This window comes from Janthinobacterium sp. SUN033 (assembly GCF_030397595.1).
Classification (GTDB): domain Bacteria; phylum Pseudomonadota; class Gammaproteobacteria; order Burkholderiales; family Burkholderiaceae_D; genus Janthinobacterium; species Janthinobacterium kumbetense.
In genome coordinates this window covers 62,257-86,827 of record NZ_JAPQNV010000008.1, presented here as the reverse complement: position 1 = coordinate 86,827, position 24,571 = coordinate 62,257, and the positions used below count along the sequence as shown (strand labels likewise).

Annotated in this window: 22 protein-coding genes; 8 read left to right on the top strand and 14 right to left on the bottom strand. The window is 62.0% G+C overall.

Annotated elements, in window-relative coordinates; genetic code table 11:
* Positions 1-82: 82 nt before the first annotated feature.
* Complete coding sequence (locus tag OX460_RS27125) at positions 83-3,664, bottom strand: M1 family aminopeptidase (protein ID WP_289900518.1); 3,582 nt, start codon at positions 3,662-3,664, stop codon at positions 83-85.
* A gap of 10 nt (positions 3,665-3,674) precedes the next feature.
* Positions 3,675-4,592, bottom strand: a complete 918-nt coding sequence (locus OX460_RS27120) for an ABC transporter ATP-binding protein (RefSeq protein ID WP_289900517.1) — start codon at positions 4,590-4,592, stop codon at positions 3,675-3,677.
* A 278-nt stretch (positions 4,593-4,870) separates the two neighbouring features.
* Here OX460_RS27120 and OX460_RS27115 point away from each other — a divergent pair, with 278 nt between their 5' ends.
* Positions 4,871-5,359, top strand: coding sequence for a GNAT family N-acetyltransferase (locus OX460_RS27115; protein ID WP_289900516.1), 489 nt, complete (start codon positions 4,871-4,873; stop codon positions 5,357-5,359).
* Between the two features lie 6 nt (positions 5,360-5,365).
* Here OX460_RS27115 and OX460_RS27110 read toward each other — a convergent pair whose 3' ends face one another.
* The gene (locus OX460_RS27110; protein WP_099666128.1) at positions 5,366-6,214 is read right to left on the bottom strand and encodes a hypothetical protein; all 849 of its coding nucleotides are present in this window, start codon (positions 6,212-6,214) and stop codon (positions 5,366-5,368) included.
* Between the two features lie 176 nt (positions 6,215-6,390).
* On the opposite strand from OX460_RS27110, the gene OX460_RS27105 reads away from it, so the two are divergent.
* Positions 6,391-6,963 carry a GNAT family N-acetyltransferase gene (locus OX460_RS27105; protein WP_289900515.1) on the top strand — a complete coding sequence of 191 codons (573 nt, stop codon included), beginning with the start codon at positions 6,391-6,393 and terminating at the stop codon, positions 6,961-6,963.
* Positions 6,960-7,697 carry a metallophosphoesterase family protein gene (locus tag OX460_RS27100; RefSeq protein WP_289900514.1) on the top strand — a complete coding sequence of 246 codons (738 nt, stop codon included), beginning with the start codon at positions 6,960-6,962 and terminating at the stop codon, positions 7,695-7,697. Before OX460_RS27105 ends, OX460_RS27100 begins: the two co-directional genes overlap by 4 nt.
* Here the strand turns inward: OX460_RS27100 and OX460_RS27095 are convergent, their stop codons facing one another.
* From OX460_RS27095 to OX460_RS27075, 5 genes are all read right to left on the bottom strand, one after another.
* Entirely contained in the window at positions 7,698-9,041 is a 1,344-nt protein-coding gene (locus OX460_RS27095) for a sigma-54 dependent transcriptional regulator (RefSeq protein WP_289900513.1), read from the bottom strand. It lies immediately after the preceding gene.
* The gene (locus OX460_RS27090; RefSeq protein WP_289900512.1) at positions 9,034-10,944 is read right to left on the bottom strand and encodes an ATP-binding protein; all 1,911 of its coding nucleotides are present in this window, start codon (positions 10,942-10,944) and stop codon (positions 9,034-9,036) included. Before OX460_RS27090 ends, OX460_RS27095 begins: the two co-directional genes overlap by 8 nt.
* A 121-nt stretch (positions 10,945-11,065) precedes the next feature.
* A complete protein-coding gene (locus tag OX460_RS27085) occupies positions 11,066-12,058 on the bottom strand; it encodes a porin (protein ID WP_077398167.1) in 993 nt (330 codons plus the stop codon).
* A gap of 108 nt (positions 12,059-12,166) precedes the next feature.
* Entirely contained in the window at positions 12,167-13,480 is a 1,314-nt protein-coding gene (locus OX460_RS27080) for a dicarboxylate/amino acid:cation symporter (protein ID WP_077398166.1), read from the bottom strand.
* 384 nt (positions 13,481-13,864) lie between these two features.
* A complete protein-coding gene (locus OX460_RS27075; protein WP_289900511.1) occupies positions 13,865-16,198 on the bottom strand; it encodes a catecholate siderophore receptor Fiu in 2,334 nt (777 codons plus the stop codon).
* Between the two features lie 292 nt (positions 16,199-16,490).
* Between OX460_RS27075 and nudC the strand changes: the two genes are divergently transcribed.
* The gene (gene nudC / locus OX460_RS27070) at positions 16,491-17,330 is read left to right on the top strand and encodes an NAD(+) diphosphatase (protein ID WP_289900510.1); all 840 of its coding nucleotides are present in this window, start codon (positions 16,491-16,493) and stop codon (positions 17,328-17,330) included.
* 74 nt (positions 17,331-17,404) lie between these two features.
* A complete protein-coding gene (gene folE, locus OX460_RS27065) occupies positions 17,405-17,968 on the top strand; it encodes a GTP cyclohydrolase I FolE (protein ID WP_099666133.1) in 564 nt (187 codons plus the stop codon).
* 57 nt (positions 17,969-18,025) lie between these two features.
* Here folE and OX460_RS27060 read toward each other — a convergent pair whose 3' ends face one another.
* Positions 18,026-18,868, bottom strand: a complete 843-nt coding sequence (locus tag OX460_RS27060; RefSeq protein WP_289900509.1) for a helix-turn-helix transcriptional regulator — start codon at positions 18,866-18,868, stop codon at positions 18,026-18,028.
* Between the two features lie 170 nt (positions 18,869-19,038).
* On the opposite strand from OX460_RS27060, the gene OX460_RS27055 reads away from it, so the two are divergent.
* Positions 19,039-19,476 (top strand): hypothetical protein, encoded by a 438-nt coding sequence (locus OX460_RS27055; RefSeq protein ID WP_251351683.1) that lies wholly within the window; start codon positions 19,039-19,041, stop codon positions 19,474-19,476.
* On the opposite strand, the gene OX460_RS27050 is transcribed toward OX460_RS27055, so the two are convergent.
* Both OX460_RS27050 and OX460_RS27045 read right to left on the bottom strand, forming a co-directional pair.
* Positions 19,470-19,835 carry a hypothetical protein gene (locus OX460_RS27050; protein WP_251351682.1) on the bottom strand — a complete coding sequence of 122 codons (366 nt, stop codon included), beginning with the start codon at positions 19,833-19,835 and terminating at the stop codon, positions 19,470-19,472. The genes OX460_RS27055 and OX460_RS27050 overlap by 7 nt on opposite strands.
* Before the next feature lie 73 nt (positions 19,836-19,908).
* A complete protein-coding gene (locus OX460_RS27045; RefSeq protein WP_218965295.1) occupies positions 19,909-20,337 on the bottom strand; it encodes an EamA family transporter in 429 nt (142 codons plus the stop codon).
* Between the two features lie 288 nt (positions 20,338-20,625).
* On the opposite strand from OX460_RS27045, the gene OX460_RS27040 reads away from it, so the two are divergent.
* Positions 20,626-22,272 carry a methyl-accepting chemotaxis protein gene (locus tag OX460_RS27040; RefSeq protein ID WP_289900508.1) on the top strand — a complete coding sequence of 549 codons (1,647 nt, stop codon included), beginning with the start codon at positions 20,626-20,628 and terminating at the stop codon, positions 22,270-22,272.
* A 16-nt stretch (positions 22,273-22,288) separates the two neighbouring features.
* Here the strand turns inward: OX460_RS27040 and OX460_RS27035 are convergent, their stop codons facing one another.
* A complete protein-coding gene (locus OX460_RS27035; RefSeq protein ID WP_251351680.1) occupies positions 22,289-22,714 on the bottom strand; it encodes a hypothetical protein in 426 nt (141 codons plus the stop codon).
* Between the two features lie 188 nt (positions 22,715-22,902).
* On the opposite strand from OX460_RS27035, the gene OX460_RS27030 reads away from it, so the two are divergent.
* A complete protein-coding gene (locus OX460_RS27030) occupies positions 22,903-23,601 on the top strand; it encodes a glutathione binding-like protein (RefSeq protein ID WP_251351679.1) in 699 nt (232 codons plus the stop codon).
* Between the two features lie 7 nt (positions 23,602-23,608).
* Here OX460_RS27030 and uraH read toward each other — a convergent pair whose 3' ends face one another.
* Together uraH and OX460_RS27020 are read right to left on the bottom strand one after the other, a co-directional pair.
* Complete coding sequence (uraH, locus tag OX460_RS27025) at positions 23,609-24,019, bottom strand: hydroxyisourate hydrolase (protein ID WP_289900507.1); 411 nt, start codon at positions 24,017-24,019, stop codon at positions 23,609-23,611.
* An 11-nt stretch (positions 24,020-24,030) separates the two neighbouring features.
* Entirely contained in the window at positions 24,031-24,525 is a 495-nt protein-coding gene (locus OX460_RS27020; RefSeq protein WP_289900506.1) for a heme-binding protein, read from the bottom strand.
* Positions 24,526-24,571 lie beyond the last annotated feature (46 nt).

Sequence of the window (24,571 nt, the reverse complement as noted above, 5' to 3'; positions counted from 1 at the left end):
ACCGGGCCCGCCGTAAAAAAAACAGGCCGCGCTATCACGGATAGGCGGCCTGTTTGCGTTGCCTCAAGGTTTCATTGCAGCCTTAATTCACGCTGACTTCCTTGCGGTTATCGCGCGAGACCCGGTCGATCATCTTGTTGTACGGATCGACACCCACTTCAAATGGTTTTTCCTTCACCGTGATGGTGAGCACGGGGTCGCTGCCCGACAACATGCGCTTGTCGGTGAACAAGATTCTTTCGTCTTTTTCCCCGGCGCCCGGCGCGCGCGCGAAGATGGCGATCTCCACCGGTTCGTCGTAGGCGCGCGGGCTTTCCTTGCCCTTGCCGTCGGACTCCAGCTTGGCCAGGTGCAATTGCATGGTGACATCCCACTGGCCATCCGGGCGCTTGACGGCCGTCGCTTGCGTGACGCGGTTATCGTAGAACACGATTTTCTCGAACAGGTCCGTGATCAGGGCTTGCTTGTCCTGCGGTGCTTCGGCGCGGATATAGGCCAGCAATTCCGACGACGTGGTGAACGGCGCCTGCTGGTAACCCTTGTCTTGCAGATAGCGTTTCAGGGCACGGTTCAGGGCGGCTTCGCCGAGCTCGTCGCGCAGGCGGTAGAACACCAGGCTGCCCTTGTTGTAGTGGATGTATTGCTGTCCCTCAACACGCGCCAGCGGCAATTCCTCGATGGCTTCGCCGCCGCGCCCGCTCAGGTAGCGGTCCAGTTCATAGCGCAGGAAGCGGCGCATCTTGTCGCGGCCGTATTCCTTTTCCATCACCATCAAGGCCGAATATTGCGCCAGCGATTCCATCAGCATGCTGGCGCCCTGCACATTGGCGCCGATCACCTGGTGGCCCCACCACTGGTGCGCCATTTCATGCGCCGTGACGTAGAACACATAGTCGATGTCTTCCTTGTTGCGCAGGTCGGCGATGAAGCCGATGCCTTCCGAATACGGAATCGTATTGGCAAACGACTGGGCGAAGCTCTGGTAGCCGGGGAATTCCAGGATGCGCACCTGCTTGTGCTGGTAGGGCGTGAACTCGGTGCTGTAGTAGTCGAGCGACTTTTGCACGGACGTGATCATGCGGTCCGTGTTGTAGCCGTGTTTCTTGTCGACATAGATTTCGATTGGCAAGCCGCGCCACGCACCTTTCTTGACTTCCCAGCGCGCCGACAGGTAGGCAAAGAACGGCAGCATCGGCTGGTCCATCTTGTAGCGGTAGTAGCGGCGGCCATCCTTTTCCCAGCTGCCTTGCAGATAGCCGGGCGCCAGGGCGATCTGCCCGCCGCTGGTGGACACCGTCGTGTCGAAATGGATCCAGTCGGCATCGCCGCCCAGCACCGTGTTGCCATACGCGGACGTGTCTTCCAGTTTGGCCATGCGCTGCGGTTCGCCCAGGCCCCGCTTGCGGCGTTCATTGCGGTCAAGCAATTCCATTTCCTTCGCATAGCCGAAGTGGGGGAAATAAGCCTGGTTGTTGAAGAAGCTGCCGTTCAGGTTGACCTGGTCCGGCGCGCCGCTGTTGGTGAAACCCTGGTGCGTGACGGTCACCGTGAAGTCCAGCGGCAGGGTGGCGCCGGGCGCCAGCGCTTGCGCCAGCTTGAGGATGCTGAAACCGAGCTCCTTGTCGTCGAGTACGACCTTGTGCGCCGGCAAGTTCAACCACGTCGTCTTCAGTTGCGGGTCGAGCTGGATGCGCAGGGTATCGAGCGGCTGCGCCGTCTTGTTTTGCAGCACATAATGGCCCTTGATCAAGACTTTACGTTGCTCAGGATAAATATCCACATCGGCCTGGACATCCGTGATCTTCGGCTGGGGCAAGTGCTGGTAGCGCTGGTACAGTTTTTCGTAGCGCGCCTGCTTGTCCATGCGGATGTTCGACGTCTCGTACTTGTTCAGCACGTTCGTGTTGTAGAAGATCCAGCCGCCCGTGCCTGTCCAGCACAGCAGCACCACGGCCAGCGCGGCGCCTGCACGGCCTTGCAGGCGCTGGCGGGCCAGGCCCAGGCGCGCGCGCCAGCCGTTCGGCAGGCCGCGCACCCAGAACGCCTGCGCCAGCATGACGAGGGCCACGGTAAACAGGCTCCAGTACAGCGCGAACCAGGCCCAGCCCGTCAAGAAGTGGCCATAGCCATTCATGTCCGAATACGGGATGGCCGGCGTGCCGCCAAAGGCGTACAGATTGTGTTCGAAGTGCAGCATGCCCTGCACGGCTTGCGCCACCATCAGCAGGATCACCAGCAGGTAGCCGATGAACTTGTTATTCGACAACACTTGCAGGGTGAGGGTGCACAAACCCATCAGCACGAAGAAGAGGGCGCCCAGCAGGGTGCCTTTCAAGTACAGCCCCAGTTCCACGGGCGCGCCGCCCTTGACGAGCTGGAAGCCGATGGCCGTGAGGACGCCCGCCAGCAGGTAGCCGGCGATGACGCCGATCAGGGCCGTGCATTTGGCCAGCAGGGGAACCCAGTCGGGCACGGGCATGGCGTCGCTGACGTCGGCGATCCGCGCTTGCCGTTCCTTGAAGATCAGTTCGCCCGCATAGAAGGTGACGATGATGATCAGGAGGAAGCTGAAGCTGTTGCTGATCTGCTGTAACAGCAAATGTGTCATCGGATACACGGCCGTGCCATACATATTCTTGCCGACATTCGCGGCAGCGATCAGGTTGATCATGCCGAACAGCAGCATGACGAGGAAGGGCAGGCTCTTGAAGACGCCGACGGCGTCGAAGCGCAGGATTTGCCACCACTGGCGCCAGGCTGTCGCGGCCGTCAAGGTGGGGACGCTGCGCGGCAGGTCCCGCGGCGCCGTGACGGCGGGGCCGCTCGTTTCGGCCTTGTGCTTGCCGAACAGGCGTTTTCCCGTGCCCGTGCGCTGCGGCTTGAACAGGATCACGGTGGCGGCGAACAGCACCGCCGTGATACCCAGCCACAGCAGGCGGTTGGCCAGCAGGAAGCCGGCAAACGGCGGCAGCCCCGCGTTCGCTTCGGCGGACGTGAAGTAGCGCGTCATGCGGCCCAGGGCGCGCATGCCGAACGGGTCGAGCAGGACGGCGATCCATTCGTTGTTGATGTCGCGCGTAAAGGCGCCGGCCGTGCCCCACAGCACGAAAAAGCCCAGCACGCCCACGTAGACCAGCATCATCGAGCGCGTGGTGGCCGCCAGCAGCATCAGCAGGGCGCCGATGAAGAGCAGGTTGGGGATCACCATCACGGCGAAGCTCCACGCATACGCCTGCAGCGGGAACGCGCCCACGCGCTGCGCATCGACCCAGGGCATGAGGGGGCCGAGCATGGTGCCGAAGGCGATGCAGGCGAAGATGACCAGGCAGGCGACAAAGCCGGCGGCGAAGCGGCCGAACAGGTAGTCCCATTTACGCATGGGTGTGGCGAACAGCATGTCGGCCATGCCCACTTCGCTGTCGCGCAGCACGGCGCCGGCGATGAAGATGGTGATGAGCAACATCGACAGCAGGCTGAACATCGTCAGCAGCTGCGCCACCACTGTGGGCGCATTGCGGTTGATGTTGCCGATGGCGCCGCCGATCTGGATCGAATCGCTGCTGCTGGCGCCAAAGGCCAGCAAGGCCAGGATGACGGCAAATACCCACAGCAGCGGCTGTTTCAGCTGATAGCCGAGGTCAAACTTGAAAAATTCCTTCCACATGGCGCGCTCCTTACGCCGCGACGGCGGACGGTGCCGCAGCGGGAACGGCGGCGCCGTTGCGGGCAGCGTTGCGCACATGCAAGAAGTACACGTCTTCCAGGTCCGGGGCGATCTGCACGAAGCCGCTGTCGGGCTGGTTGTCGGCATACACATTGATTTGCGGCTTGCCGCCCACCAGGCGCGTCGACAGCACATTGTGCGACTGCTGGTACTGCGCCAGCTCGTCCATGCCGACGCTGCGGCGCCACACCTTGCCGAGCAGGGTGTCGATGGCCGCCTGCGGCTCGCCTTGCACCAGCACTTGCCCCTTGACGATCATGGCCATGCGCGGGCACAGGTCCGTCACGTCGTCGACGATGTGGGTCGACAGGATCACTACCACCTGCTCGCCGATCTTCGCCAGCAGGTTCAGGAAGCGGTTGCGTTCGTCCGGGTCCAGGCCGGCCGTCGGCTCATCGACGATCACCAGGCGCGGCGCGCCCAGCAGCGCCTGGGCGATGCCGAAGCGCTGGCGCATGCCGCCCGAATACGTGCCCAGGTTGCGCTTGCGCGCTTCCCACAGATTGGTTTGCTGCAACAGGGCTTCCACGGCTTCCTTGCGCGGCCCCTTCTCCGTCAAGCCTTTCAAGACGGCAAAGTGGTTGAGCAGGGTTTCCGCGCTGACCTTCGGATACACGCCGAAATCCTGTGGCAGATAGCCGAGCTGGCGGCGCAGGCCGGCCTTGTCCTGCAGCACATCGACGCCATCGAAATGGATGCTGCCGCTATCGGAATCTTGCAATGTTGCAATGGTGCGCATCAGCGAGGACTTGCCCGCGCCATTCGGCCCCAGCAAGCCGAACATTCCGTTGGGAATCTCCAGGCTGACATTGTTGATGGCCTTGACGCCATTCGCGTACGTTTTGTTCAACTGTTTGATCTTTAGCATGCAGCACTCTCCAGGACGTGGGTCTAAACGCCGGCAGAGGCGTGCCTGCCGGCCTGTGATAGGGGATCACCCTTGTCTTTATCAACCGCGATGGCGGACGTTAATGAAAGGGGATGGTATATAGGCAACTTGAGGGAAAAAACGGTTTTGTGACCAAGGAAGGAAATGCAGGGATGAAATACTGGAGGGGCGGGATGAATGCCCCGGTGCTACACTCGCCAGCTTCAATGACGCCATGGTGCGGAAAGGATGGGGATATGCGTGCAACGCCGGGAAACATGACTTTGCGCGCCATCGTGCCTGGCGAAGAGGCAGCGCTGGCCCGGCTGTTCCAGCTGTATTGTTACGACAATGCTAGCTGGAGCGGCGAGGCGCTGCTGGCCGATGGCCGCTATGACGTGTGCGACGCAGGACTGGCGTCGTATGTGCACGCAGCCGGCCACACGGCCAGCTGGATCGAGGTCGATGGCGAACTGGCTGGCTTTTTCCTCACGGAACCTGGCATGGCGGGTGAGCTGCCGGTGCAGGAATTCAGCGACTTTTTTATCCTGAAGAAATACCGGCGCCGGGGCGTGGCGCTGGAAGTGGTACGCAGGGTGCTGCTGGACAGCGCGCAGACGTGGCTGGTGGCGACGTTTCGCGACGATGCCGCTGCCTGCGCGTTCTGGCGTCACGCGTTTGCGCGTCTGCCGTTTGCCAGGGTCGAGGCGTATGACGACCCTGCCTTGCCGCAGTTCCAGCTGACCGTGCTGAAACCGGCGGCTTGAGCGCGTTTAGAAGCGCACTTTCACATACGCCGACGGCCCCGTCAGGCGCACGTTCAGGTCGGCATCGCGTTCGCTGTCGCGGTGCAGCTTGATTTTCGAAATGCCATAGTCGGCCACGAAACCGATATTTTTGAACGGAAACCATTCCACGCCAATATTGCCGCCGTAGATGTGGCCGTTGATGCGCCCGCCGTTTTTCTTGATGCCTGACGCTTCCGCATACATGCGCAAGTCCGGTGTAAACGCGTGGCGCCAGCCCACTTCCAGCAGCGGCGCGAACGCGTGCTCGCCGATGGAATCGCGCGCCGTGGCCGTCTCGCCATTGACGATGCCGGTGGCTGTGCCGTTCAGGCTGGCGTGGTAGTAGGCGGCGCCCAGGCCGATGCCGAAGGTGTCGTTGCCGCTGCCCAGCCACCATTTATAGGCCAGCTTGGCCAGATCCAGTTTTAAATCGGCATTCGCCGTGGCCGTGCCCGTGACGGGCTGGCCATTGATGATGGTGTCGCCTGTCAGGCTTGGCGTGTAGGATTTGTCGTAACGGTAGTAGTCGAATGCCAGGCCATGGCGGTCGCCGATCAGCAAGTCCGCCTTGATGCGGGGGATGGTCGTGTGGCTTTGCTTCGATTCGGGCGCATCGATGCGGCCAAACTGCGTGTCGGCGCCGATATTGATGCGCGGATCGGCGGAAAACGCCCCTACCGAGATACTGACGCGATCCAGCGCGGGCGACGGTTCCGCCCGCGCCGTGGCGGCGGCCGTGGCGACGCCCAGCACGCCCAGCATCATGGTGCTGCGCAAGGCAAGATGGCGCAAACGTGGCGGGGTCAGGCGGGCGGGGACGGGCGTGGCAAACATGGGGCTACTCCTCAAAATAAAGTGAACGGGCCGCGACGTCGGGGCGGCTGGCGTGATGCGGTAATGCAATGAGGAAATGGTAGCAATTGTTACTTTTGGATCACGTAGCCGCACGACGCAACTGGCCGTCGGACTTGTCCTACCCGATGTCACCATTAGTCAAGAGAGGAAAAAACATGCAACAGATCATCGAACTGACGACGCCGCGCTTGCTGCTGCGCCAATGGCGCGACAGCGACCTGCCGCCATTTGCGGCCCTGAATGGGGACCCTCGCGTGATGGCCTGCTTTCCCGCTACCCTGTCGCGCGAGGCCAGCGACGCCGTGGCGCAGCGTTGCCGCGGCCTCATCGCCGAGCGGGGTTGGGGATGGTGGGCTGTGTCCTTGCGCGAAAACAATACCTTCATCGGCATGACGGGACTGCATATTCCCGACGCGCAATTGCCGTGCTCGCCATGCGTGGAAATCGGCTGGCGCCTGGCCTTCGATTACTGGGGCAAAGGCTACGCGCAGGAAGCGGCGCAGGCCGCCTTGCAGGCGGGTTTTACCCATTTGCAATTGCCGGAAATCGTCTCGTTCACCGCCTTGCCCAACGTGCGCTCGAGCGCGCTGATGGGGCGCCTGGGCATGCATCGCGATGCGGCCACGTTCGAGCATCCGGCCCTGCCGCCTGGCCACCGTTTGCGCACGCATTGCCTGTATCGGCTGACGCGCGCAGAATGGTGCGCACGGGAGGGAGTCACACCATGAAAATTGCCGCCATTTCCGATATCCACGGCAACCTGGACGCGCTCGAGGCCGTGCTGGCCGACATCGCCCTGCGTGGCGTGGACATGATCGTCAACCTGGGCGATATCGTCTCGGGCCATCTGCAGCCGCGCGCCACGGCGGCGCGCCTGATGGGGCTGGACTTGCCCACCATCCGCGGCAACCACGAGCGGCAATTGTTCGGCGACCCGGCCCGCATGGGCGTGTCGGACGCTTTTGCGCGCGCGCAACTGCTGCCTGAACAATTTGCGTGGATCAATGCGCTGCCTGCCACCTTGCGCTTGCGCAAGGATGTGCTGCTCGTGCATGGCACGCCGCAAAGCGATCTCGTGTATTTTCTCGACAGCGTCACGCCGCAAGGCAGCCGCGCCGCCACGCCGGACGAGGTGGCCGAACGCGCGGGGATGACGGACGCGGCCCTGATCCTGTGCGGCCACACGCACATGCCGCGCCAGGTACGCTTGCCCGATGGCCGGCTGGTCGTCAATCCGGGCAGCGTGGGCTTGCAAGCCTACGACGACGACCATGGTTATCCGCACGTGATGGAAAACGGCACGCCGCATGCGCGCTATGCCATCGCCGAGCAGGGTGCCGATGGCGCCTGGACGGTGCAGTTGCACGCCGTCGCATATGACTGGGAAAAGGCAGCCCGGCTGGCGCTGGCGAACGGGCGGCCCGACTGGGTCACGCCCTTGCGCACGGGCCGGGTCGGCTGATCAGCGGAACTCTTCGGCCACCAGGTTGTACTTCTGCATCTTGTGGTACAAGGTTTGCTTCGGCAAGCCGAGCACTGCACTCACTTCACTGACGTTGCCGGAATATGCGCGCAGTTCCTGTTCGATCAGTGCGCGTTCGAAACCGTTGACCTGTTCCGCCAGCGACAGGGGACTGGCCAGCCCGGCCGCCAGCAAGCTCGAGGCGCCGCCGGCGATGCCCAGCACGAAGCGGTCGGCGATATTGCGCAGCTCGCGCACATTGCCGGGCCAGGAATGGGCCATCAGGTTGCGCATCTGCGCGCTGGAGACGACGGGCGCAGCGCGGTTGTAACGGGCGGCGGCGGCCAGCACGAAGTGTTCGAACAGGATGGGAATATCCTCGCGCCGTTCGCGCAGCGGCGGCAGATGCAGCACGATCAGATTCAGGCGGTAGTACAGGTCGCTGCGGAATTTCTGTTGCTGCGACAAGTCTTCCAGGTCCAGCTTGGCCGCCGCGATGACGCGCACGTCGACGGGCGTGGGCACGTTCGAGCCCAGGCGCTCGATATAGCGTTCCTGCAGCACGCGCAGCAATTTGACTTGCAGGGACAGGGGCAGCGATTCGATTTCGTCGAGGAAAAAAGTGCCTTGATCCGCGTGCTCGATCTTGCCCACCTGCCGCTTGGCCGCGCCCGTAAACGCGCCCGGTTCGTGGCCGAAGACTTCGCTTTCAAAAATGCTTTCGGGAATCGCACCGCAGTTGACGGCGACGAAGTTGTGCTTGCGGCGGTGGCTGAAGTCATGCAGGCAGCGCGCCACCATTTCCTTGCCCGTGCCCGTGTCGCCATAGATCAGCACGTCGGCCGGTTCGTTGGCAACGTCGAGTATCAGGCGCCGTATGTCGCGCATCGCCACGGAATTTCCCAGCAGGCGCGCTTCGATGCCGCCGCCGTCCTCGAGTTGGCGGCGCAGGCTGTGCACTTCCAGGGTCAGGCGCCGCGTTTCCAGCGCGCGCAGGATGACGTCGACCAGTTGCTCGGACGAATACGGTTTTTCGATGAAATCGTAGGCGCCCGTGCGCATGGCGTGCACGGCCATCGTAATGTCGCCGTGGCCCGTGACGAGGATCACGGGCAGGTTGGCGTCCAGCGTCTTGACCGCCTGCAGCAATTCCAGGCCGCTCATGCCGGGCAGGCGCACGTCGCTGACGACGATGCCGGGGAAATCCGGCGTCAGCAGTTTATAGGCCAGCTCGGCCGAGTGAAACGCCAGCACGTCCAGGCCGGCCAGTTGCAGCGCCTGCTCGCTGCCTTCGCGTACGGTGGGGTCGTCCTCGACCAGCAAGACCTTCAAGCCGTCAAACATGTTTTTCCTCCTGCGTTGCAATCTGTAGTTCGATGGTGAAGATGGCGCCGCCGCCGGGGGCGTTTTCGGCGCGCAGCACGCCGCCGAACTGGCGCGTGATCTGTTCGGAAATGGCCAGCCCCAGTCCCAGTCCCAGGCCTTGCGGCTTGGTCGTGAAGAACGGTTCGAACAGGTGTTCGCACACTTCCGTCGACAGGCCCGGTCCCGTGTCGGCCACGTGGATCAGCACGTGCTCCTGCGTGCATTCGACGGCCACGCGCAGGCTGCGCACGTCGCTGCCGTTCATGGCGTCGAGCGCGTTGGCGTACAGGTTCACCAGCACCTGTTCCAGGCGGTTGCTTTCGCACATGGCGAAGATGTCTTCGGGCGGCAATTGCAAAGTAAAACGCACATTTTCCACCTGCAGCCGGCGTTCGACGAGGAACAGGGCGTTGCTGATCGCCGTGGGGATCGACACGGAGGTCAGGCTGGTGGTCGACTTGCGCGCAAAAATCTTCAATTGACCCGTAATGGTCCCCATCCTGGCTGCAATTTGCGAGATCTTCGCCAAATTGCGCCGCGCGTCGTCGAGCCGCCCGCGTTCGAGCAGGATGACGGCATTGTCGGACATGGTGCGCAGCGCCGTCAGCGGCTGGTTGAGTTCATGCGTGATGCTGGCGGACATTTGCCCCAGCACGGCCATCTTGCCGGCTTGAAACAGTTCGTTTTGCGTGATGTGGAGTTTTTGCTCGGCCTTGCTGCGCACGTCGATTTCCTGGCTCAGACTTTGCGTCATGGCATTGAGTTCCGACGTGCGTTCCTCGACCATGGCTTCCAGGTTGTCGTACGCATGTTGCAGATCTTCGCGGGCGCGCAATTTTTGCGCCACGGCCGCGCGGCGCTGGCGCAGGTAAAAGAACAGCAGCATGAAAAAGCCCAGCAGCACGCAAGAGAAGGCGGCCGCGGCGCGCGCGCTGGCCTTGGCCTGCGCCAGGTCGGACAGGTAAATGAACGTCCAGCCTTGCGGGGACTTGAGCTTGATCTGCGTCATGACGCTGGAGCTGATCTTCGGCGGCGTGTCGGCGTGTTCCTGCTCGCGTACGCTGATCACGCGGGCGCCATTGCCCAGCTGGCGGTCGGAAACGAAGGGGATGGCTGCCAGCTGCTTCGAATAATACTGGCGCGTGCGGTTGAGTTCTTCGACGATGGCGGGCGACAGCGGCGCCAGGGTCTTGTATTTCCAGTCCGCCATGGAGCTGAGAAAGATCACGCCGTGCTCGTCGGCCAGCATCACCTTGTCAGCGCCCTGCACCCAGCGTTTTTCCAGGTTTTCCAGGTTCACCTTCACCGTTGCCAGGCCCAGCATGTGGCCATTTTGGTAGATGCCGTGGGCAAAGAAATAACCGGGTTCCAGCCGCGTCGTGCCCACGCCATAGAAGCGGCCCGGCGTGCCGCGCAGCGCGTCCTGGGCGTAGGGGCGGAACGAGATATTGTCGCCAATAAAGCTGTCCGGCTGCTGCCAGTTGCTGGCGGCCCGCGTGTTGCCGTCGAGGTTGCTGATGAAAATGGTCGATGATTTCGCCTGAGCATTCATTTGCTCGAGGTAATGGTTGACCGTATCGACCAGCACCGGGTCTTCCGGGTGCTGCAGCAGGCGGATGACGTCGCGGTTCAGTTCCAGCGTCTTGGGCAGGAAGTCGTATTTTTCCAGCGCATTTTCCAGGCTGCTGACATACACCTCGAGGCGCTGCGCGCCGCTGGCCTGCAGCTTACCGATGGCGATGCGTTCGGTCCAGAAATACACGAGCCAGACGGTGGCCAGACAGGCGGCCAGCACCACGCCCCAGGCCAGCGTTTCGCGGCCCGACCGTTGCGACAGGCGCTGGCGCCAGGAAAGGGAGGGTTTCGTAGTACTGCTATTCATAAAATCAGCTGCCAACTTGCAAGAACCCACAGTATCGCATTTAAATATTGCGTAAAAAGAAAAAGCCGCCGGATATGCATCCGGCGGCTCACACTTCTATGTCACGGACAGCTCGACGTCCTTAGAAGGTATGGCGCATGCCCAGGTTGAAACCGCTGTTGCCGGTGCCATTGTCCGTGGCATTGCCGACGACGAAAGTGGCGCCGTTCTTGTTGCTGATGTGGCCGTAACCGGTGTACAGGTCGCTGCGCTTGGACAGGGCGTAGAACGCGCCGATGGCCCATTGCTGGGCGTCACGGTTGGCATTGCTCTTGTCGTTGTGGCGGATGTAGGACGCGACCAGCTTGGTGGCGCCGAACGGTGCGCTGAAGCCGACCAGGATGTCGTTGCTCTTGCTGTTGTCGAGGGCGCGGTTGTCGGCGTAGCCGAAGTTGCCTTGCAGCACGCCAAAGTCGTAGCGCGTGGCCAGCAGGGTGTTGCGCGTTTGCTGGGTCGCCAGCGCATTTTCCTTGCGGTGGTGCGTCAGGGTCACGTTCAGCGGACCGTCGATGTAATGCACGGCGCCGCCCATGCTGCGGTTTTTTGCATTGTCACCGGCCACTTCGCCAAAGCCATACGCCAGGTCGGCCGACAGCTTGCTCCAGGTCGGCGTGGTGTATTGCACCATGTTATCGACGCGGATATTCGTCACCATCAGGTTCGATGCCGTGCCGGCCAGGCCGATGACGAACGGATCGGCCACGTCGCGCAGGGCCAGGTAGTACGGGGAATATTGGCGGCCCAGGGTGACGGCGCCGGCGCTGCCGGTCAGGCCGACATATGCCTGGCGGCCGAACAGCAGGCCGCCCTGGCCCGAGGTGCCGGTGTCGATATTGAAACCGCTTTCCAGCACGAAGGTAGCGGCCAGGCCGCCGCCCAGGTCTTCCTTGCCCTTGAAGCCGATGCGCGAGCCGGAAGCGACGCCGGAAGCGACGCGGTTCAGGCGGTCTCCAGCCGCATCCTTGTCGAACACCAGGCCGGCGTCAGCCACGCCGTAGATGGTCACGCTCGATTGGGCCATGGCGCCAGTGGAGGCTGCGCCGAGGGTCAGCAGGGTAAACAGGACTTTTTTCATGAAAATCTCTCTAATAAGTTGGAATGACTACTGATCGCACTACCTGACTGCTTGTTACTCAACATCGACAACAAATAAATGGCCCGCTTGTGGCGGGCCATGGCGCTATCAGGCTTTGCTAGCGTGATCCGCTTCGCCCCAATGGCTTTCCGTGTTCAGGCTGGCCGCGTTGGCCGCGGCGGCTTCTTCCTCGGTGGCCAGGCCACCTTCCCACTTGGCGACGACGGCCGTGGCGACGGCATTGCCGACCGCGTTGGTGGCCGAACGGCCCATGTCGAGGAATTGGTCGACGCCCATCAGCAGCAGCAAGCCCGCTTCCGGAATATTGAACTGGTTCAGGGTAGCGGCAATCACCACCAGCGAGGCGCGCGGCACGCCGGCCATGCCTTTCGAGGTCAGCATCAGCAGCAGCAGCATGGTGATCTGGGTGCCGATCGACAGGTCGATGCCGTAGGCTTGCGCGATGAACAGCACGGCAAAGGTGCAGTACATCATCGAACCGTCGAGGTTGAAGGAGTAGCCCATTGGCAACACAAAACTGGAAATTTTGCGGTCCACGCCGAACTGGTCGAGCGCCGTCAGCAGTTTTGGATAGGCCGCTTCCGAGCTGGCCGTCGAGAATGCCAGCAGGAAGGGTTCGCGGATCAGGCCGACGAGTTTGAAGATGCGCGGGCCGATGACCACGAAACCGGCGCCGATCAGCAGGGCCCACAGGCACAGCAGGCCAACGTAGAAGCCGCCCATGAACTTGGCAAACGTGACCAGCACGCCCAGGCCGTGGGTGGTGATGACGGAAGCCATTGCGGCGAACACGGCCAGCGGGGCCAGGTTCATGATGGTGCCGGTGATGCGCAGCATGACTTGCGCCAGCTGGTCGACGACGGCCGTCAGGGTCTTGCCCGATTCGCCCAGGCCGGCCAGTGCGCCGCCGAAGAAGATCGAGAACACCAGCACTTGCAGGATTTCATTGTTGGCCATGGCCTCGATCGGCGACTTCGGCACCAGGTGCGTGAAGAAATCTTTCAAGGTGAAGGCGGCCGTTTTCAGATTGGTCGACGCGTGAATGTCCGGCAATGGCAAACCGAGGTTGGTTCCCAGCTGCATCAGGTTCGACAGCACCATGCCCAGCGCCAGCGACACCAGCGAGGCCACCACGAACCAGCACATGGCTTTCAGGCCGATGCGGCCCGCCGTCTTGCCGTCGCCCATGTGGGCGATACCGACGGTCAGGGTGGAGAACACCAGCAGCGCAATGATCATCTTGATCAGGCGCAGGAAGACGTCGGTGACGATGGAAATATTGCCAGCGATTTGAGCGCTGAGCTTGGCATCAGGGAAAGCGGTGTTGCATCCATAGCCCACGGCAATGCCGAGGATCATGGCAATCAGGATGTACAGGGTTAATGGCCGTTTCTTTTTCATTTTGACTCCTCCGGTGAAACGCCGCTGTGAGCGGATTATTGATAGCGAGCAACTCAAGCTTGGAGTCAATATTTCTCAAAAACAAGCCCTTGCGTGCCAGCGATTATTTGCAGCAAAACCTGTACATAGCAAAGGATATGCCTGAAATGGGAATTTGGAACCTAACTTCTTAAGTTGTTGATTTAAGGATGCTTTTTTGTTGTTTAGATGTCGCAACTTGGCGTGCTTGCGCGAAATATTGGACGCGACGGGATATCGCTGTATGACTTTTCATACGCTAGTCGCGGCAGGGCGGCGGTGCGCCAAAAAGACAAGATTATCAGGACAATAAAAAAGCCCCTCCGAAGAGGGGCTTGATGTGACGCAATGCGTGTTCTCTTGACGTTAGAACTTGATATTCGCCGTCAGGCTGAACGAACGTGGCTGGCCCGGGGTGTAGCGGAAGCCGGATTTGTTGATGGCCGCCACATAGGTCTTGTCGGCCAGGTTGTAGGCGTTCAACTGCACGTCGAGGTTCTTGTTGACGGTATAGGTTGCCATGGCGTCGAAGACCCAGTAGGCATCCACGCGGGCCGGCGTGCCGACGGCGCCGTCGGTGCCGCGCAGCATTTCACCTACGTAACGCGCGCCGCCGCCGATCTTCAGGCCAAACGGCAGGGTGTACGAAGTCCAGCTGGTGAACGCCTGTTTTGGCGTGTAGGTGAGGCTCTTCTCGCCGCTGGCCGTGAAGACCTTGTTCGACTCGACCTTGGTATTCATGCGGGTATAGCCGGCGCTGACCAGCCAGTTCGGCATGATCTCGCCCACCACGCCCAGTTCCAGGCCCTGCACGCGTTTCTTGCCGGTCTGGTAATAAATGGTCGAGATGACAGGATCTTGCTCCACTTCATTCTTGACGGTGGTCTGGTAGACGGCGGCCGACAGCGACAGTTTTTGCTTCAGGAAGTCCCACTTGGTGCCGATTTCCTTGGTGATGGTTTCCTGTGGGTCATAGTTCGGGTTTTGCGCACTGCTGGCGGCGGCGCTCAGGGCGAAGTTGACGCCAGGTGGCGCTTTCGACGTGGCCAGCAAGGCGTACACGCTGCTGTCCGGCGTCGGCTTGTACATGGCCGAGATCTTGCCGTTGGCCAAGGTGTCGCCCAGGGTCAGGTGGGTGGGAATTGGCGTACCGACCGGCAGTTTTTGCACCTGGTCCTTGGCCACGGCCGCTTGCAGGGCGACGGCGTCATACGTGGTGTTGAAATGGTCGAAACGCACGCCGCCGTTGAACAGCCACTTGTCGCCGAACTTGATGGTATCGAACACATACAGGCTTTGCGTGTTGACTTCGCCTTCGGTGAAGGCGCCGCTGCGCACAGGGTTGTGGCCGGTGACGGTGTCGCGCGGATTCGGCTTGTACAGGTTCGCTGCCGGCAAGGTGCCCAGGCTGGCGGGCACATAGCTGTAGTTGGTCTGTTTTTCGCTGGTGAACTCGGCGCCGGCCACCACGGAGTGCTTCAGCACGCCCGTGTCGAATTGCGCGCTGACCACGGTCTGGTTGGTCAGGATCGTGTTTTCCTGGTCCTTCACGGTGCGCAGCGAGCGCGCCAGGGTCCAGGTCGACGGATCGGTGGTGACCGGTGTCTTCAGGTTGCCCATGCTGCCCATGAAGGCCGTCAGCAGGTAGTCTTGCTTGGTCTTGCCGTAGCGCGTGGTGTTCTGGATTTGCACGTTGGGCGAGAAATCATGGTCGATGCGCAAGGTGCCCATGTCGGCCTTGATCTTGTCGTAGTCCGAGGTAGAACCGTAGAAATTCTTCGGATCGACCCTGGCGGCGCTGTTCAGGAAGCTGCGGATGACCGGTTGATCCTTCGTTGGAACGTCCGGTGTCGAGTAGCCCGGCAAGCCGATGGTCGGCACGCCGCCGTCGGGCACGTTGTTTTGATCCACGTGCAGGTAGCTGGCCGTGATGCGCGTTGGTTTACCGATGCCGAAGGTGACGGTGGGCGCGAAGGCCCAGCGCTTGTTCTTGACTTCATCGCGTGCCGGATTGCCGCTGTCCTGCGTCATCAGGTTCAGGCGCAAGGCCGTGCCCGTATCGCTGTCGAGGATGCGGTTCCAGTCGGCCGTGGCGCGTTTCTGCTTGCCGCTGCCCGCCGTCAGCAGCGAATTGAATTTGTTTTCCATGGTGGCCGTCTTGCTGACCAGATTGATCGAGCCGGTCGGCGAACCGCGGCCGCTGTCGGTGCCCGCCGGGCCCTTCAAGACGTCGATCTGTTCGATGTTGAAGACGTCGCGCGAAATGGAACCCACGTCGCGCACGCCATCGACATAGATGCTGCCGGACGAATCGAAACCGCGCATGTAGACGGCGTCGCCCGTGTTCGTGTTGCCGTTTTCACCGAGGAAGAAAGTGCCCACGCCCGGCGTGTTGCGCAGCGCATCCGTCAGGGTCAGCGCGCCTTGCTGTTCGATCAATTCCTTCTTGATCACGACGATGGTTTGCGGCGTGTTGACCAGCTCCTCCGTGTATTTCGGCGACGAGGCTTTTTCGGCCTTGAAATCATTTTCCTTGGAACCAATGACCTTGACTTCGTTCAGGGTTTGCTGCGATGCAGGCGCGCTCTGACCGGCCGGATCGGCGGCCTGGGCGGCAACGGGCAGCAGCATCACGGCCAGGGCGGCGCCGATGTGCTGGTTGAAACGGGATTGGACGTGTTTGCGGCTCTTGATTGCCATCTTGCTCTCTCGATAAGGTCAGGGTAGTGGTTCCTGGCTGGCTGCGCGACGCTGTGCTGTGGCAAGCGGGCAAGTGGCTGGCGATGGACGGGTAGGCAGACATTGTAATTATTGGGCGCTAATTCGTAAATGAGAATCGTTATCAGTCTCGTTTACGCAACGGATTGGGTGTGCCGTAAAAAAAACACTGTCATGGCCCATGAATGCTTGCTTTGCTGCATGGCCGCTGCTACGCGCGCAGGCGTCCGGCAGCGGGAGTATGATGAGCAACCTTTACAAATTTCCGCCAAGCATGCTGCAGACACCCGATGCCTTCGTCCCCCTGATCGATGCTCCCGAACCGGCCCCGGCGGCAGCCGACACGCTGACATTCGTCTTTCACCGCGGGCGTTTATTGTTGCGCACGCCCGAGCTGACCCTGCCCACTGCCGCCGAGGCGGCCGCGCTCGATATCGACCTGAGCCGCGCCCAGCCCGTGGGCTTGTGGCAGGGCCGCTATTGCCATACCGTCTGGACGGATGACGATGCCTTGCCCGCCGATGCCCCCCTGGCCTGGCACGGCATGCGCTCGCTGTTCCATGCCGTCGACGATGCTTTCCTGGGCCTGGCCAGCCGCGCCGCGCAGCTGGCCGAGTGGGCGCGCACGCACCGTCATTGCGGCGTGTGCGCCACGCCCATGCAGCGCACGCGCGGCGAACGCTGTTTCACCTGCGCCGCCTGCGGCATGCTCGCGTATCCGCGCATTTCGCCCGCCATGATGGTACTCATCCGCAAGGGCGAGCAAGTGCTGCTGGCCATGCACAAGCATTCGCCATCGCAGCGTTTCAGTCCCCTGGCCGGTTTCCTGGAAGCGGGCGAATCGATCGAGGAAGCCGTGCACCGCGAAGTGATGGAAGAGGTGGGCTTGCGCGTGCATAACCTGCAGTACTTCATGAGCCAATCCTGGCCGTTTCCCCATTCGCTGATGATCGCGTTTACGGCCGATTACCTCGATGGCGAGATCCGCCTCGACGAGAACGAGATCGCCGAGGCGCGCTGGTTCGGCCCCGGCGATGCCTGGCCGGAAGCGAGTTCCAGCGTGTCGATTTCCGCGCTGCTGGTGCAGGCGCACCGCCCGCCGGTAGTGCCGTAAAGCGGGGGCTGCTCAGGCAGCTTGCCGCATTTTCTATATACTGGCGGCAATTGCAAATTTTAGGGTGGTTTAGCATGTCTCAAGAATTCTCCGAAAACGACTGGCGCCGGCTCATCAGCAGCTTTGGTGAAGATCCGCAGCGTCCTGGCTTGCTGGAAACGCCGGCGCGCGTGGCAAAAGCCTGGAAACATTGGACCTCCGGCTATGGCCAGGATCCGGTCGATTTGTTGAAAGCCTTTGAAGATGGCGCGGAACAGTACAACGAGCTGATCGTCGTGCGCGGCATCCCCGTCTACAGCCATTGCGAACACCATCTGGCGCCGTTCTTCGGCAAGGCCACCATCGGTTATGTGCCCAACGGCAAGATCGTCGGCCTGTCGAAACTGACGCGCCTCGTCGATTGCTTCTCCAAGCGCCTGCAAGTGCAGGAACGCATGACGATGCAGATCGCCAATGCCTTGATGGAAGTGCTGGAACCGAAGTCGGTGGGCGTGGTCGTACGCTGCCGCCACCTGTGCATGGAAAGCCGCGGCATCCGCACGCCGGGCGAAGAAACCATCACCTCGGCCATGCTGGGCGAGATGCAGCCGAACCTGGCGCTGCGCACGGAGTTCCTGGCACTGGCGCGCGAAGTATGATGATTTAAGCGATGATGCAGGACGAAGGCGGCATATGCCGCCTTTTTTTATGCGTTTTTATATTCTCCTGGATTCCCGTTCCGCCAGGTAGCGGGCCGGCGGCTTGCCCACTGCCTTGCGGAACATGGTGACAAAACCGCTGGTATTTTCATAGCCGAGTTCCAGCGCCACCGCTTTCACGCTGCGCCCTTGCGCCAGCCGTTGCAAGGCCAGGATGACGTGCAATTGCCGGCGCCAGCGGCCCACGCTCATGCCCATCTCCTCCAGGGATTGCCGGGTCATGCTGCGCTCGCTCATGCCGATGCGGCTGGCCCACTCGGCCAGCGTGCGTTTATCGGCAGGCTGCGCCAGCAGCAGGGCGGCCAGGCGGCGCAGCCGCGCATCGCGCGGCATCGGCAAATGCAAGTCTTCCATGGGTGCGGCCGCCAGTTCATCGAGCAGGGTGAGCACCAGGCGTTCCTGCGCGCCCTGCAGCGCGGCCAGGGTGGGAAAACCGGCCGCCTTGGTGATCAGTTCGCGCAGCAATGGCGAGACGGCCACGGTGCAGCAGACGGCGGGCAAGGCCGGTGCCATGCCCGGCTCGACAAACAGGCAATAACATTGCGCCTCGCCCACGCCCTGCGCCGCGTGCATCAGGCCGCCCGGTATCCACACGGCGCACTGGGGCGGCACGATCCACACGCCGCTTTCCACCTCGCAATGAATCACGCCCCGCGTGGCATACAGCAACTGCCCCTTGCGGTGCTGGTGCGGCGCCTGTTCCGCATCCTCGGGCACGCTGGCCAGGCCCACGGCCAGCAAGGGACGCAGCACGCCATCGACATCGAAATCGAGGATGGAGGCGTCGTCGTCCAGGCCCAGGCGGGCCGTCAGCATGCTGGGCAAAAGGGGATGGGGCATGGGAAGACTTTGGCTGGATTGAATAATATTGTGGCTATTTTATGCAATGACGCGCAGCACTGCCAACGCTATCGTATGGGCATCCGCAGCCCCGCTTCCACGGCAACCGCCGCCGCCAGTGTTCTGATGAAGGTGAGGAGGAACGGCAACCCCCTTGAAGGAGTCATCCCATGCAACTCGATTTTTCCACATTCCCCCTCGTCTGGATGCGCCGCGACGGCGCGGCAGATACCCAGGCCGATGTGCTGTTTGCCCAGTTCGACGCGCTGCTGGCGCGCCGGCAGGCGTTTGTCATCCTCAGCGAAGAAGGTTTTGATGAAGACGGGCATGAACACCCGCAGGCGGAGCGCAAGCGCGCATCGCTGTGGATGAAGCAGAACAAGGCCGCCATCCGCGCGTATATCCAGGGCATGGTGCTGATCGAACCGAGCGCCGCCAAGCGCCTGGCCGGCAAGGCTTTTGCCGTCTTATTTGGCAAGTTCTGGGGCTATCCCCTGCATTTCGGCACCAGCCGCGACGACGCGCTCGACATCGCCCAGCATTTGCTCAGGGTGTGGCTGCCGCCGCAACTGCCGCCGGGCGGCGGCAGCACGGCTGCGCATCAGTAGCGGTAGTCATTAATAAAATGCTTGGTGAAGTTGTACTTGCTGCCGCCGTCGAGCAAGTCGATCAGGCGTTTCGGCGCCGAGGCCGACATGAAGGCGTCGGCCGCGCCGCCCGTGCTGCGGAACTTCATGCCGGGGCTGAGGATCTGGTTGGCACCGATCTTCAGGTGCTGGAAGCTTTTCGTTTTTTCATTGTTGAGGATGAAGTGCAATTCCTGCTTGAACGTCAGGAAGGGGATCTTCAGCCACCAGCCTTCGTCCGTGCCATAGCTGGCGACGCTGGCAAAGTGCGTGTTCTTGTCCGTCAGGGTGGGTTTGCCCAGGCGGTCGTTGATGCGTTTCATGGCTTCATTCTTGGTCATGCTGTTCTTTCGTGATTCGATCTATGCGGCGTGCATTCTGACACAGGCGCGCCGCCGCGTGCCGTGGAATGCGTCACAGCAGCAAAATCAGCGAGCCGAGCACGATCAAGCCGCCACCGAGGGCCCCTTTCAGCGTGAACGGTTCGCCCAGCACCAGCCAGCCGGCCAGCATCACCAGCGCCACGCTGAGCTTGTCGACGGGCGCCACCAGCGAGACGGGCCCCAACTGCAGCGCGCGGAAATAGCATAGCCACGACAAGCCCGTGGCCACGCCCGAGGCGATCAGGCAAGTCCAGCCCACCCAGTTGCCGCCGGCGGGGCGCTGCCACTCCGCGCGCAGCGAGATGATGGCCGCCGTCACCAGCAGGATGACGCCCGTGCGTATCAAGGTGGCCATGTTGCTGTTCAGGTGGGCCACGCCCAGCTTGCCCAGGATGGCCGTCAGGGCCGCGAACACGGCCGACAGGATGGCAAAGCCTTGCCAGCTCATGGTGGTGGACATGGAACTCCTTGCGCGGTGGGGAATGGGAGTGACTGTAGCGCAAAAGAACGGCGGCCGCTGGCCCCAATTTTATTGCAACGCAACATCAATTCTCATCAATTGTCGCAACGCATTAACAACACTGGGCAAAATTCATTGCTTCCCGGCATTGTAAATATCGGTCGTTCGAGCGTATGCTGAAGCAGTCTGAACGGTGCCGCCAGAGCACCGTCGCCGCCGCATTCCTGGCCAGCCGAGCTGGAAGCGGGCCACGCCCCTTTGCCGCAAATAGATAGTTGGAGACACAGCATGAAGAAATTGACGTTCCAGCAAAAGTTATGGATTCCCCTGATTTGCAGCCTGTTGTGCATCACCGTTATTTTTGTCTATAACGCCCTGGAAGTGCGCAAGATCCGCATCGAAGAGCGCAGTGCCGACCTGAGCAATGCCGCCGACCTGGGCCTGGGCGCCGTCAAGATGTTCGGCGACCTGGCCGCCAGCGGCGCCCTGACGAAGGAAGAAGCGCAGAAGCAGGCCACGGCCGTGATCAAGAGCATGCGTTTCGGCGAGACCGGTTATTTGTCCATCATCAACCTCGATGCCGTCGTCGTGATGAATCCCGCCGCACCGCAAACGAACGGCAAGAACATGTCGGATTTTAAAGATGCCAACGGTACTTATCTGTACCGCGACATCGTTACCGTCGGCAAGAGCGATGCGGGCAAGGGCTTTGTCCACTATTATTTCCCCCGTCCCGGCCAGAAAACCCCCGAACCGAAGATGAGCCGCGTGGTGGCTTACAAGCCATGGGCCTGGACCCTGGTGGTGGGCGTGTACATGGATGATATCGATGCGGCCTTCCGCCAGTCGCTGCTCACCTCGCTGGGCGTGCTGGTACTGGTATGCGGCTTGCTGGCAGCTGTCGTCGTGGTGATCAACCGCAGCCTGCGCCATGCGCTGGGCGGCGATCCCGAGTATGCGGCCGACGTGGCGGAAAAGATCGCGAATAACGATTTGAGCGGCGTCGTGCGCACGCATGCCAATGACCGCCACAGCGTGCTGTACGCGATGAAAACCATGCAGACCAACCTGGTCGATGCGATCAGCGAAATCCGCCACAGCGCCGAGACGATTGCCACGGCATCGAGCGAGATTGCCAGCGGCAATATGGACTTGTCGGCGCGCACGGAAATGCAAGCCAGTTCGCTGGAAGAAACGGCCGCCTCGATGGAGGAATTGACGTCGACCGTGACCCAGAACGCGGGCAACGCCGTGCAGGCGAATGAACTGGCGCAGTCCGCTTCCGCCGTGGCGCGCCAGGGCGGCGCCGTGGTGGCGCAAGTGATCGGCACCATGGACACCATCAACGCTTCGTCGCGCAAGATCGTCGACATCATCGGCGTCATCGACGGCATCGCCTTCCAGACGAATATCCTGGCCCTGAACGCGGCCGTGGAAGCGGCGCGCGCGGGCGAACAGGGACGCGGCTTTGCCGTGGTGGCGTCGGAAGTGCGCAATCTGGCGCAACGCTCGGCCGGCGCGGCGAAGGAAATCAAGGAATTGATCGGCGCTTCCGTCGACAGCATCGCGGCCGGCAGCACCCTCGTCGCACAGGCGGGCACGACCATGGATCAGGTGGTCGCTTCCGTTTCGCGCGTGACCGACATCATGGCCGACATCACGGCCGCCTCGCACGAGCAAAGCACGGGCATCGGCCACGTCAACCAGGCGATCACGGAGATGGATAGCGTGACGCAGCAAAATGCGGCACTGGTGGAAGAGGCGGCGGCAGCGGCGTCGAGCATGCAAGACCAGGCGGCCGTGCTGGCGCAACTGGTGGCGCGCTTCAAGCTGTCGGCGCAGGAATCGGGGACGGCGCCGCGCCTGGCGGCAAGCTCGGCTGGCGCGCCACGCGCCGTGGCGAAAAAGCCGCTGCGCAGCCTGGCAGCGCGCTAGGGGTTTCGTTCAGGACTTACTGGGCGGGCGCCGCCGCTTGCGGCGCCGGTTCGAATTCCAGCTTGTCATCGACGACCACGAATTGCCCGATCGGCTGGCCCAGGTCGGCTTTCGGGTCGTTTTCCATTTCCGTCAGCTCATTGCAGGTATTCGTTTCCGCCTGCCACAGCTGCTTGCCCATGCGGATATTCCAGATGCCGTCGCCGGCCGCAAACAGCTCGACGGTGATGTCGGCCGGCGCATCCGTCGACAGGGTATGCAGGCGCTGGCATTGCGGCAAATTGGTCGCCATCAGCTGCACTTCCACCGTATCTTGCCAAAAATAACGTTGCTGGCGGCGCACGGTCAGGGAATGGTCTTGTCCATCGAACATATAGATGGCGAAGTCCTGGACACAGCCTGACAGCAGGACGGACAGCGTGACGATCAGGAGTTTGCGCATGGTCGGCTTTCTTTGTTTGTGCTCTGGAATGTCGGGATGCCTGCGTGACGGCGCGAGTGGGCGCTTGCCTCGCTTGGGCGCCGTCTTGTTTTTCGCTTACGTGGCATTATATCCATGCATATCAGTTGCGGCGCGACAATAGTGATGCGGAGGCCGCCTGCCCTACTTATCTACCTGGAAAGACCACGATGATCGACCTGTATTACTGGACCACGCCCAACGGGCACAAAGTGACGATGTTCCTGGAAGAAGCGGGCATCCCCTACAACATTATTCCCGTGCATATCGGCAAGGGCGAACAGTTCCAGCCCGAGTTTCTCGCCATCGCGCCGAACAACCGCATCCCCGCCATCGTCGACCAGGCGCCGGCAGATGGCGGCGCACCGCTGTCCCTGTTCGAGTCGGGCGCCATTTTGCAATACCTGGCCGAGAAAAGCGGGCAATTCCTGCCGGACGACGTGCGGGGACGCGCCGAAGTCATGCAGTGGCTGTTCTGGCAAATGGGCGGCCTGGGCCCCATGGCTGGGCAAAACCACCATTTCGTGCAATATGCGCCGGAACCCATCGAATACGCCATCACGCGCTACGTGAATGAAACGAACCGGCTGTACGGCGTGCTGAACAAGCGCCTGGCGGACCGTGCATTCGTGGCCGGCGACAACTATTCCATCGCCGACATGGCGATCTACCCGTGGATCGTGCCGCACGCCCGCCAGCGCCAGAAGCTGGAAGATTTCCCGCACCTGGCGCGCTGGTTCGCGGCCATCGCCGCCCGTCCCGCCACCGTGCGCGCTTATGCGCGGGCGGCCGAAATCAATGTGCAGCCCACCGTCAGCGGCGACGCGAAAAGCGTGCTGTTCGGACAGACGGCGAAGACGGTGGCGTGATCGATGGTCAGTTTCCCCGGTAAGTGGAAAAACCGAAAGGACTGAGCAGCAAGGGAATGTGATAGTGCTGGTCGGTCTTTTCCACGTGAAATTGCACGGGGATTTCCGGGAAAAAAGTTTCCTGTTTCAGGCGCGCATAGTGCTCGCCTGTCTTGAACACGATGCGGTAATCGCCCGCCTGCAGGGGCGTATCGGCCGGATACATGGCCGCGATGCGCCCCTGCGCATTCGTCACGGCGCTGCACAATTGCTTCCAGTCATCTCCCTTCTTTTGCTCCAGGGTTACCGTCACGCCCGCCGTCGGCTGGCCGCTTTGCAAGTCGAGGATGTGCACGCTCAAGGGATTGGCGGCGGCCAGGGCCGTGCTGGACAGGCTGGCGAAGGCCAGGGCGGCGGTGATTTTTTTCAGACAAGTCATCGTTGTTGCTTTCAAGGTGGGGTGGAATCGAGTTCAGGGAGGGCGGCCAGCGCCGCCCGGGCGCAGGCACGGTCTTGCAGGGCGCCACCGCCACCGGCGACGCCGATGGCGCCAACCGCCTGCCCCTGTGCCATCAACGGCAAGCCGCCGCCCAGCAGCGACAGTTCCGGCACGGTGGTCAAATTGCTCATGTCCGGATTGTTGCGGGCCGCCACGGCCAACGTGTAAGTGTCGCTCCTAGTGGACAAGGCCGTGTACGCCTTGCGCCGGCTGGCTTCCGTGTTGTGCGGCCCGACGCCATCGGCGCGCTGCACGGCGACGACATTGCCGCCATGGTCCAGCACGGTGACGACGATGTGCCGGCCCTGCGCCTGGCACGCGGCCATGGCCGCGCTGGCCAGATTGTTGGCCGCCGCCAGCGGCAGGTCATTGATGCTGCGCAATTGCGCGTAGGCGGGGCTGGCCAGCAGGCACAGCAAGGTACTGCCAAAAATAAGGGTTTTCATGTGGCGTCCAGTAAACAAGATGGCGCCAGTATGGCCAGGCTTGCCC

Bases quoted from the DNA above. Each gene is read 5' to 3' on its own strand.
- OX460_RS27050 (WP_251351682.1), bottom strand. From the start codon at position 19,835: ATGACCAAGAATGAAGCCATGAAACGCATCAACGACCGCCTGGGCAAA.
- OX460_RS27080 (WP_077398166.1), bottom strand. From the start codon at position 13,480: ATGAAAAAGAAACGGCCATTAACCCTGTACATCCTGATTGCCATGATC.
- OX460_RS27040 (WP_289900508.1), top strand. From the start codon at position 20,626: ATGAAGAAATTGACGTTCCAGCAAAAGTTATGGATTCCCCTGATTTGC.
- OX460_RS27090 (WP_289900512.1), bottom strand. From the start codon at position 10,944: ATGAATAGCAGTACTACGAAACCCTCCCTTTCCTGGCGCCAGCGCCTG.
- uraH (WP_289900507.1), bottom strand. From the start codon at position 24,019: ATGACTTGTCTGAAAAAAATCACCGCCGCCCTGGCCTTCGCCAGCCTG.
- OX460_RS27035 (WP_251351680.1), bottom strand. From the start codon at position 22,714: ATGCGCAAACTCCTGATCGTCACGCTGTCCGTCCTGCTGTCAGGCTGT.
- OX460_RS27055 (WP_251351683.1), top strand. From the start codon at position 19,039: ATGCAACTCGATTTTTCCACATTCCCCCTCGTCTGGATGCGCCGCGAC.
- OX460_RS27105 (WP_289900515.1), top strand. From the start codon at position 6,391: ATGCAACAGATCATCGAACTGACGACGCCGCGCTTGCTGCTGCGCCAA.
- OX460_RS27125 (WP_289900518.1), bottom strand. From the start codon at position 3,664: ATGTGGAAGGAATTTTTCAAGTTTGACCTCGGCTATCAGCTGAAACAG.
- OX460_RS27100 (WP_289900514.1), top strand. From the start codon at position 6,960: ATGAAAATTGCCGCCATTTCCGATATCCACGGCAACCTGGACGCGCTC.
- OX460_RS27110 (WP_099666128.1), bottom strand. From the start codon at position 6,214: ATGTTTGCCACGCCCGTCCCCGCCCGCCTGACCCCGCCACGTTTGCGC.
- OX460_RS27085 (WP_077398167.1), bottom strand. From the start codon at position 12,058: ATGAAAAAAGTCCTGTTTACCCTGCTGACCCTCGGCGCAGCCTCCACT.
- OX460_RS27030 (WP_251351679.1), top strand. From the start codon at position 22,903: ATGATCGACCTGTATTACTGGACCACGCCCAACGGGCACAAAGTGACG.
- OX460_RS27095 (WP_289900513.1), bottom strand. From the start codon at position 9,041: ATGTTTGACGGCTTGAAGGTCTTGCTGGTCGAGGACGACCCCACCGTA.
- nudC (WP_289900510.1), top strand. From the start codon at position 16,491: ATGCTGCAGACACCCGATGCCTTCGTCCCCCTGATCGATGCTCCCGAA.
- OX460_RS27120 (WP_289900517.1), bottom strand. From the start codon at position 4,592: ATGCTAAAGATCAAACAGTTGAACAAAACGTACGCGAATGGCGTCAAG.
- OX460_RS27075 (WP_289900511.1), bottom strand. From the start codon at position 16,198: ATGGCAATCAAGAGCCGCAAACACGTCCAATCCCGTTTCAACCAGCAC.
- OX460_RS27020 (WP_289900506.1), bottom strand. From the start codon at position 24,525: ATGAAAACCCTTATTTTTGGCAGTACCTTGCTGTGCCTGCTGGCCAGC.
- OX460_RS27045 (WP_218965295.1), bottom strand. From the start codon at position 20,337: ATGTCCACCACCATGAGCTGGCAAGGCTTTGCCATCCTGTCGGCCGTG.
- OX460_RS27060 (WP_289900509.1), bottom strand. From the start codon at position 18,868: ATGCCCCATCCCCTTTTGCCCAGCATGCTGACGGCCCGCCTGGGCCTG.
- folE (WP_099666133.1), top strand. From the start codon at position 17,405: ATGTCTCAAGAATTCTCCGAAAACGACTGGCGCCGGCTCATCAGCAGC.
- OX460_RS27115 (WP_289900516.1), top strand. From the start codon at position 4,871: ATGACTTTGCGCGCCATCGTGCCTGGCGAAGAGGCAGCGCTGGCCCGG.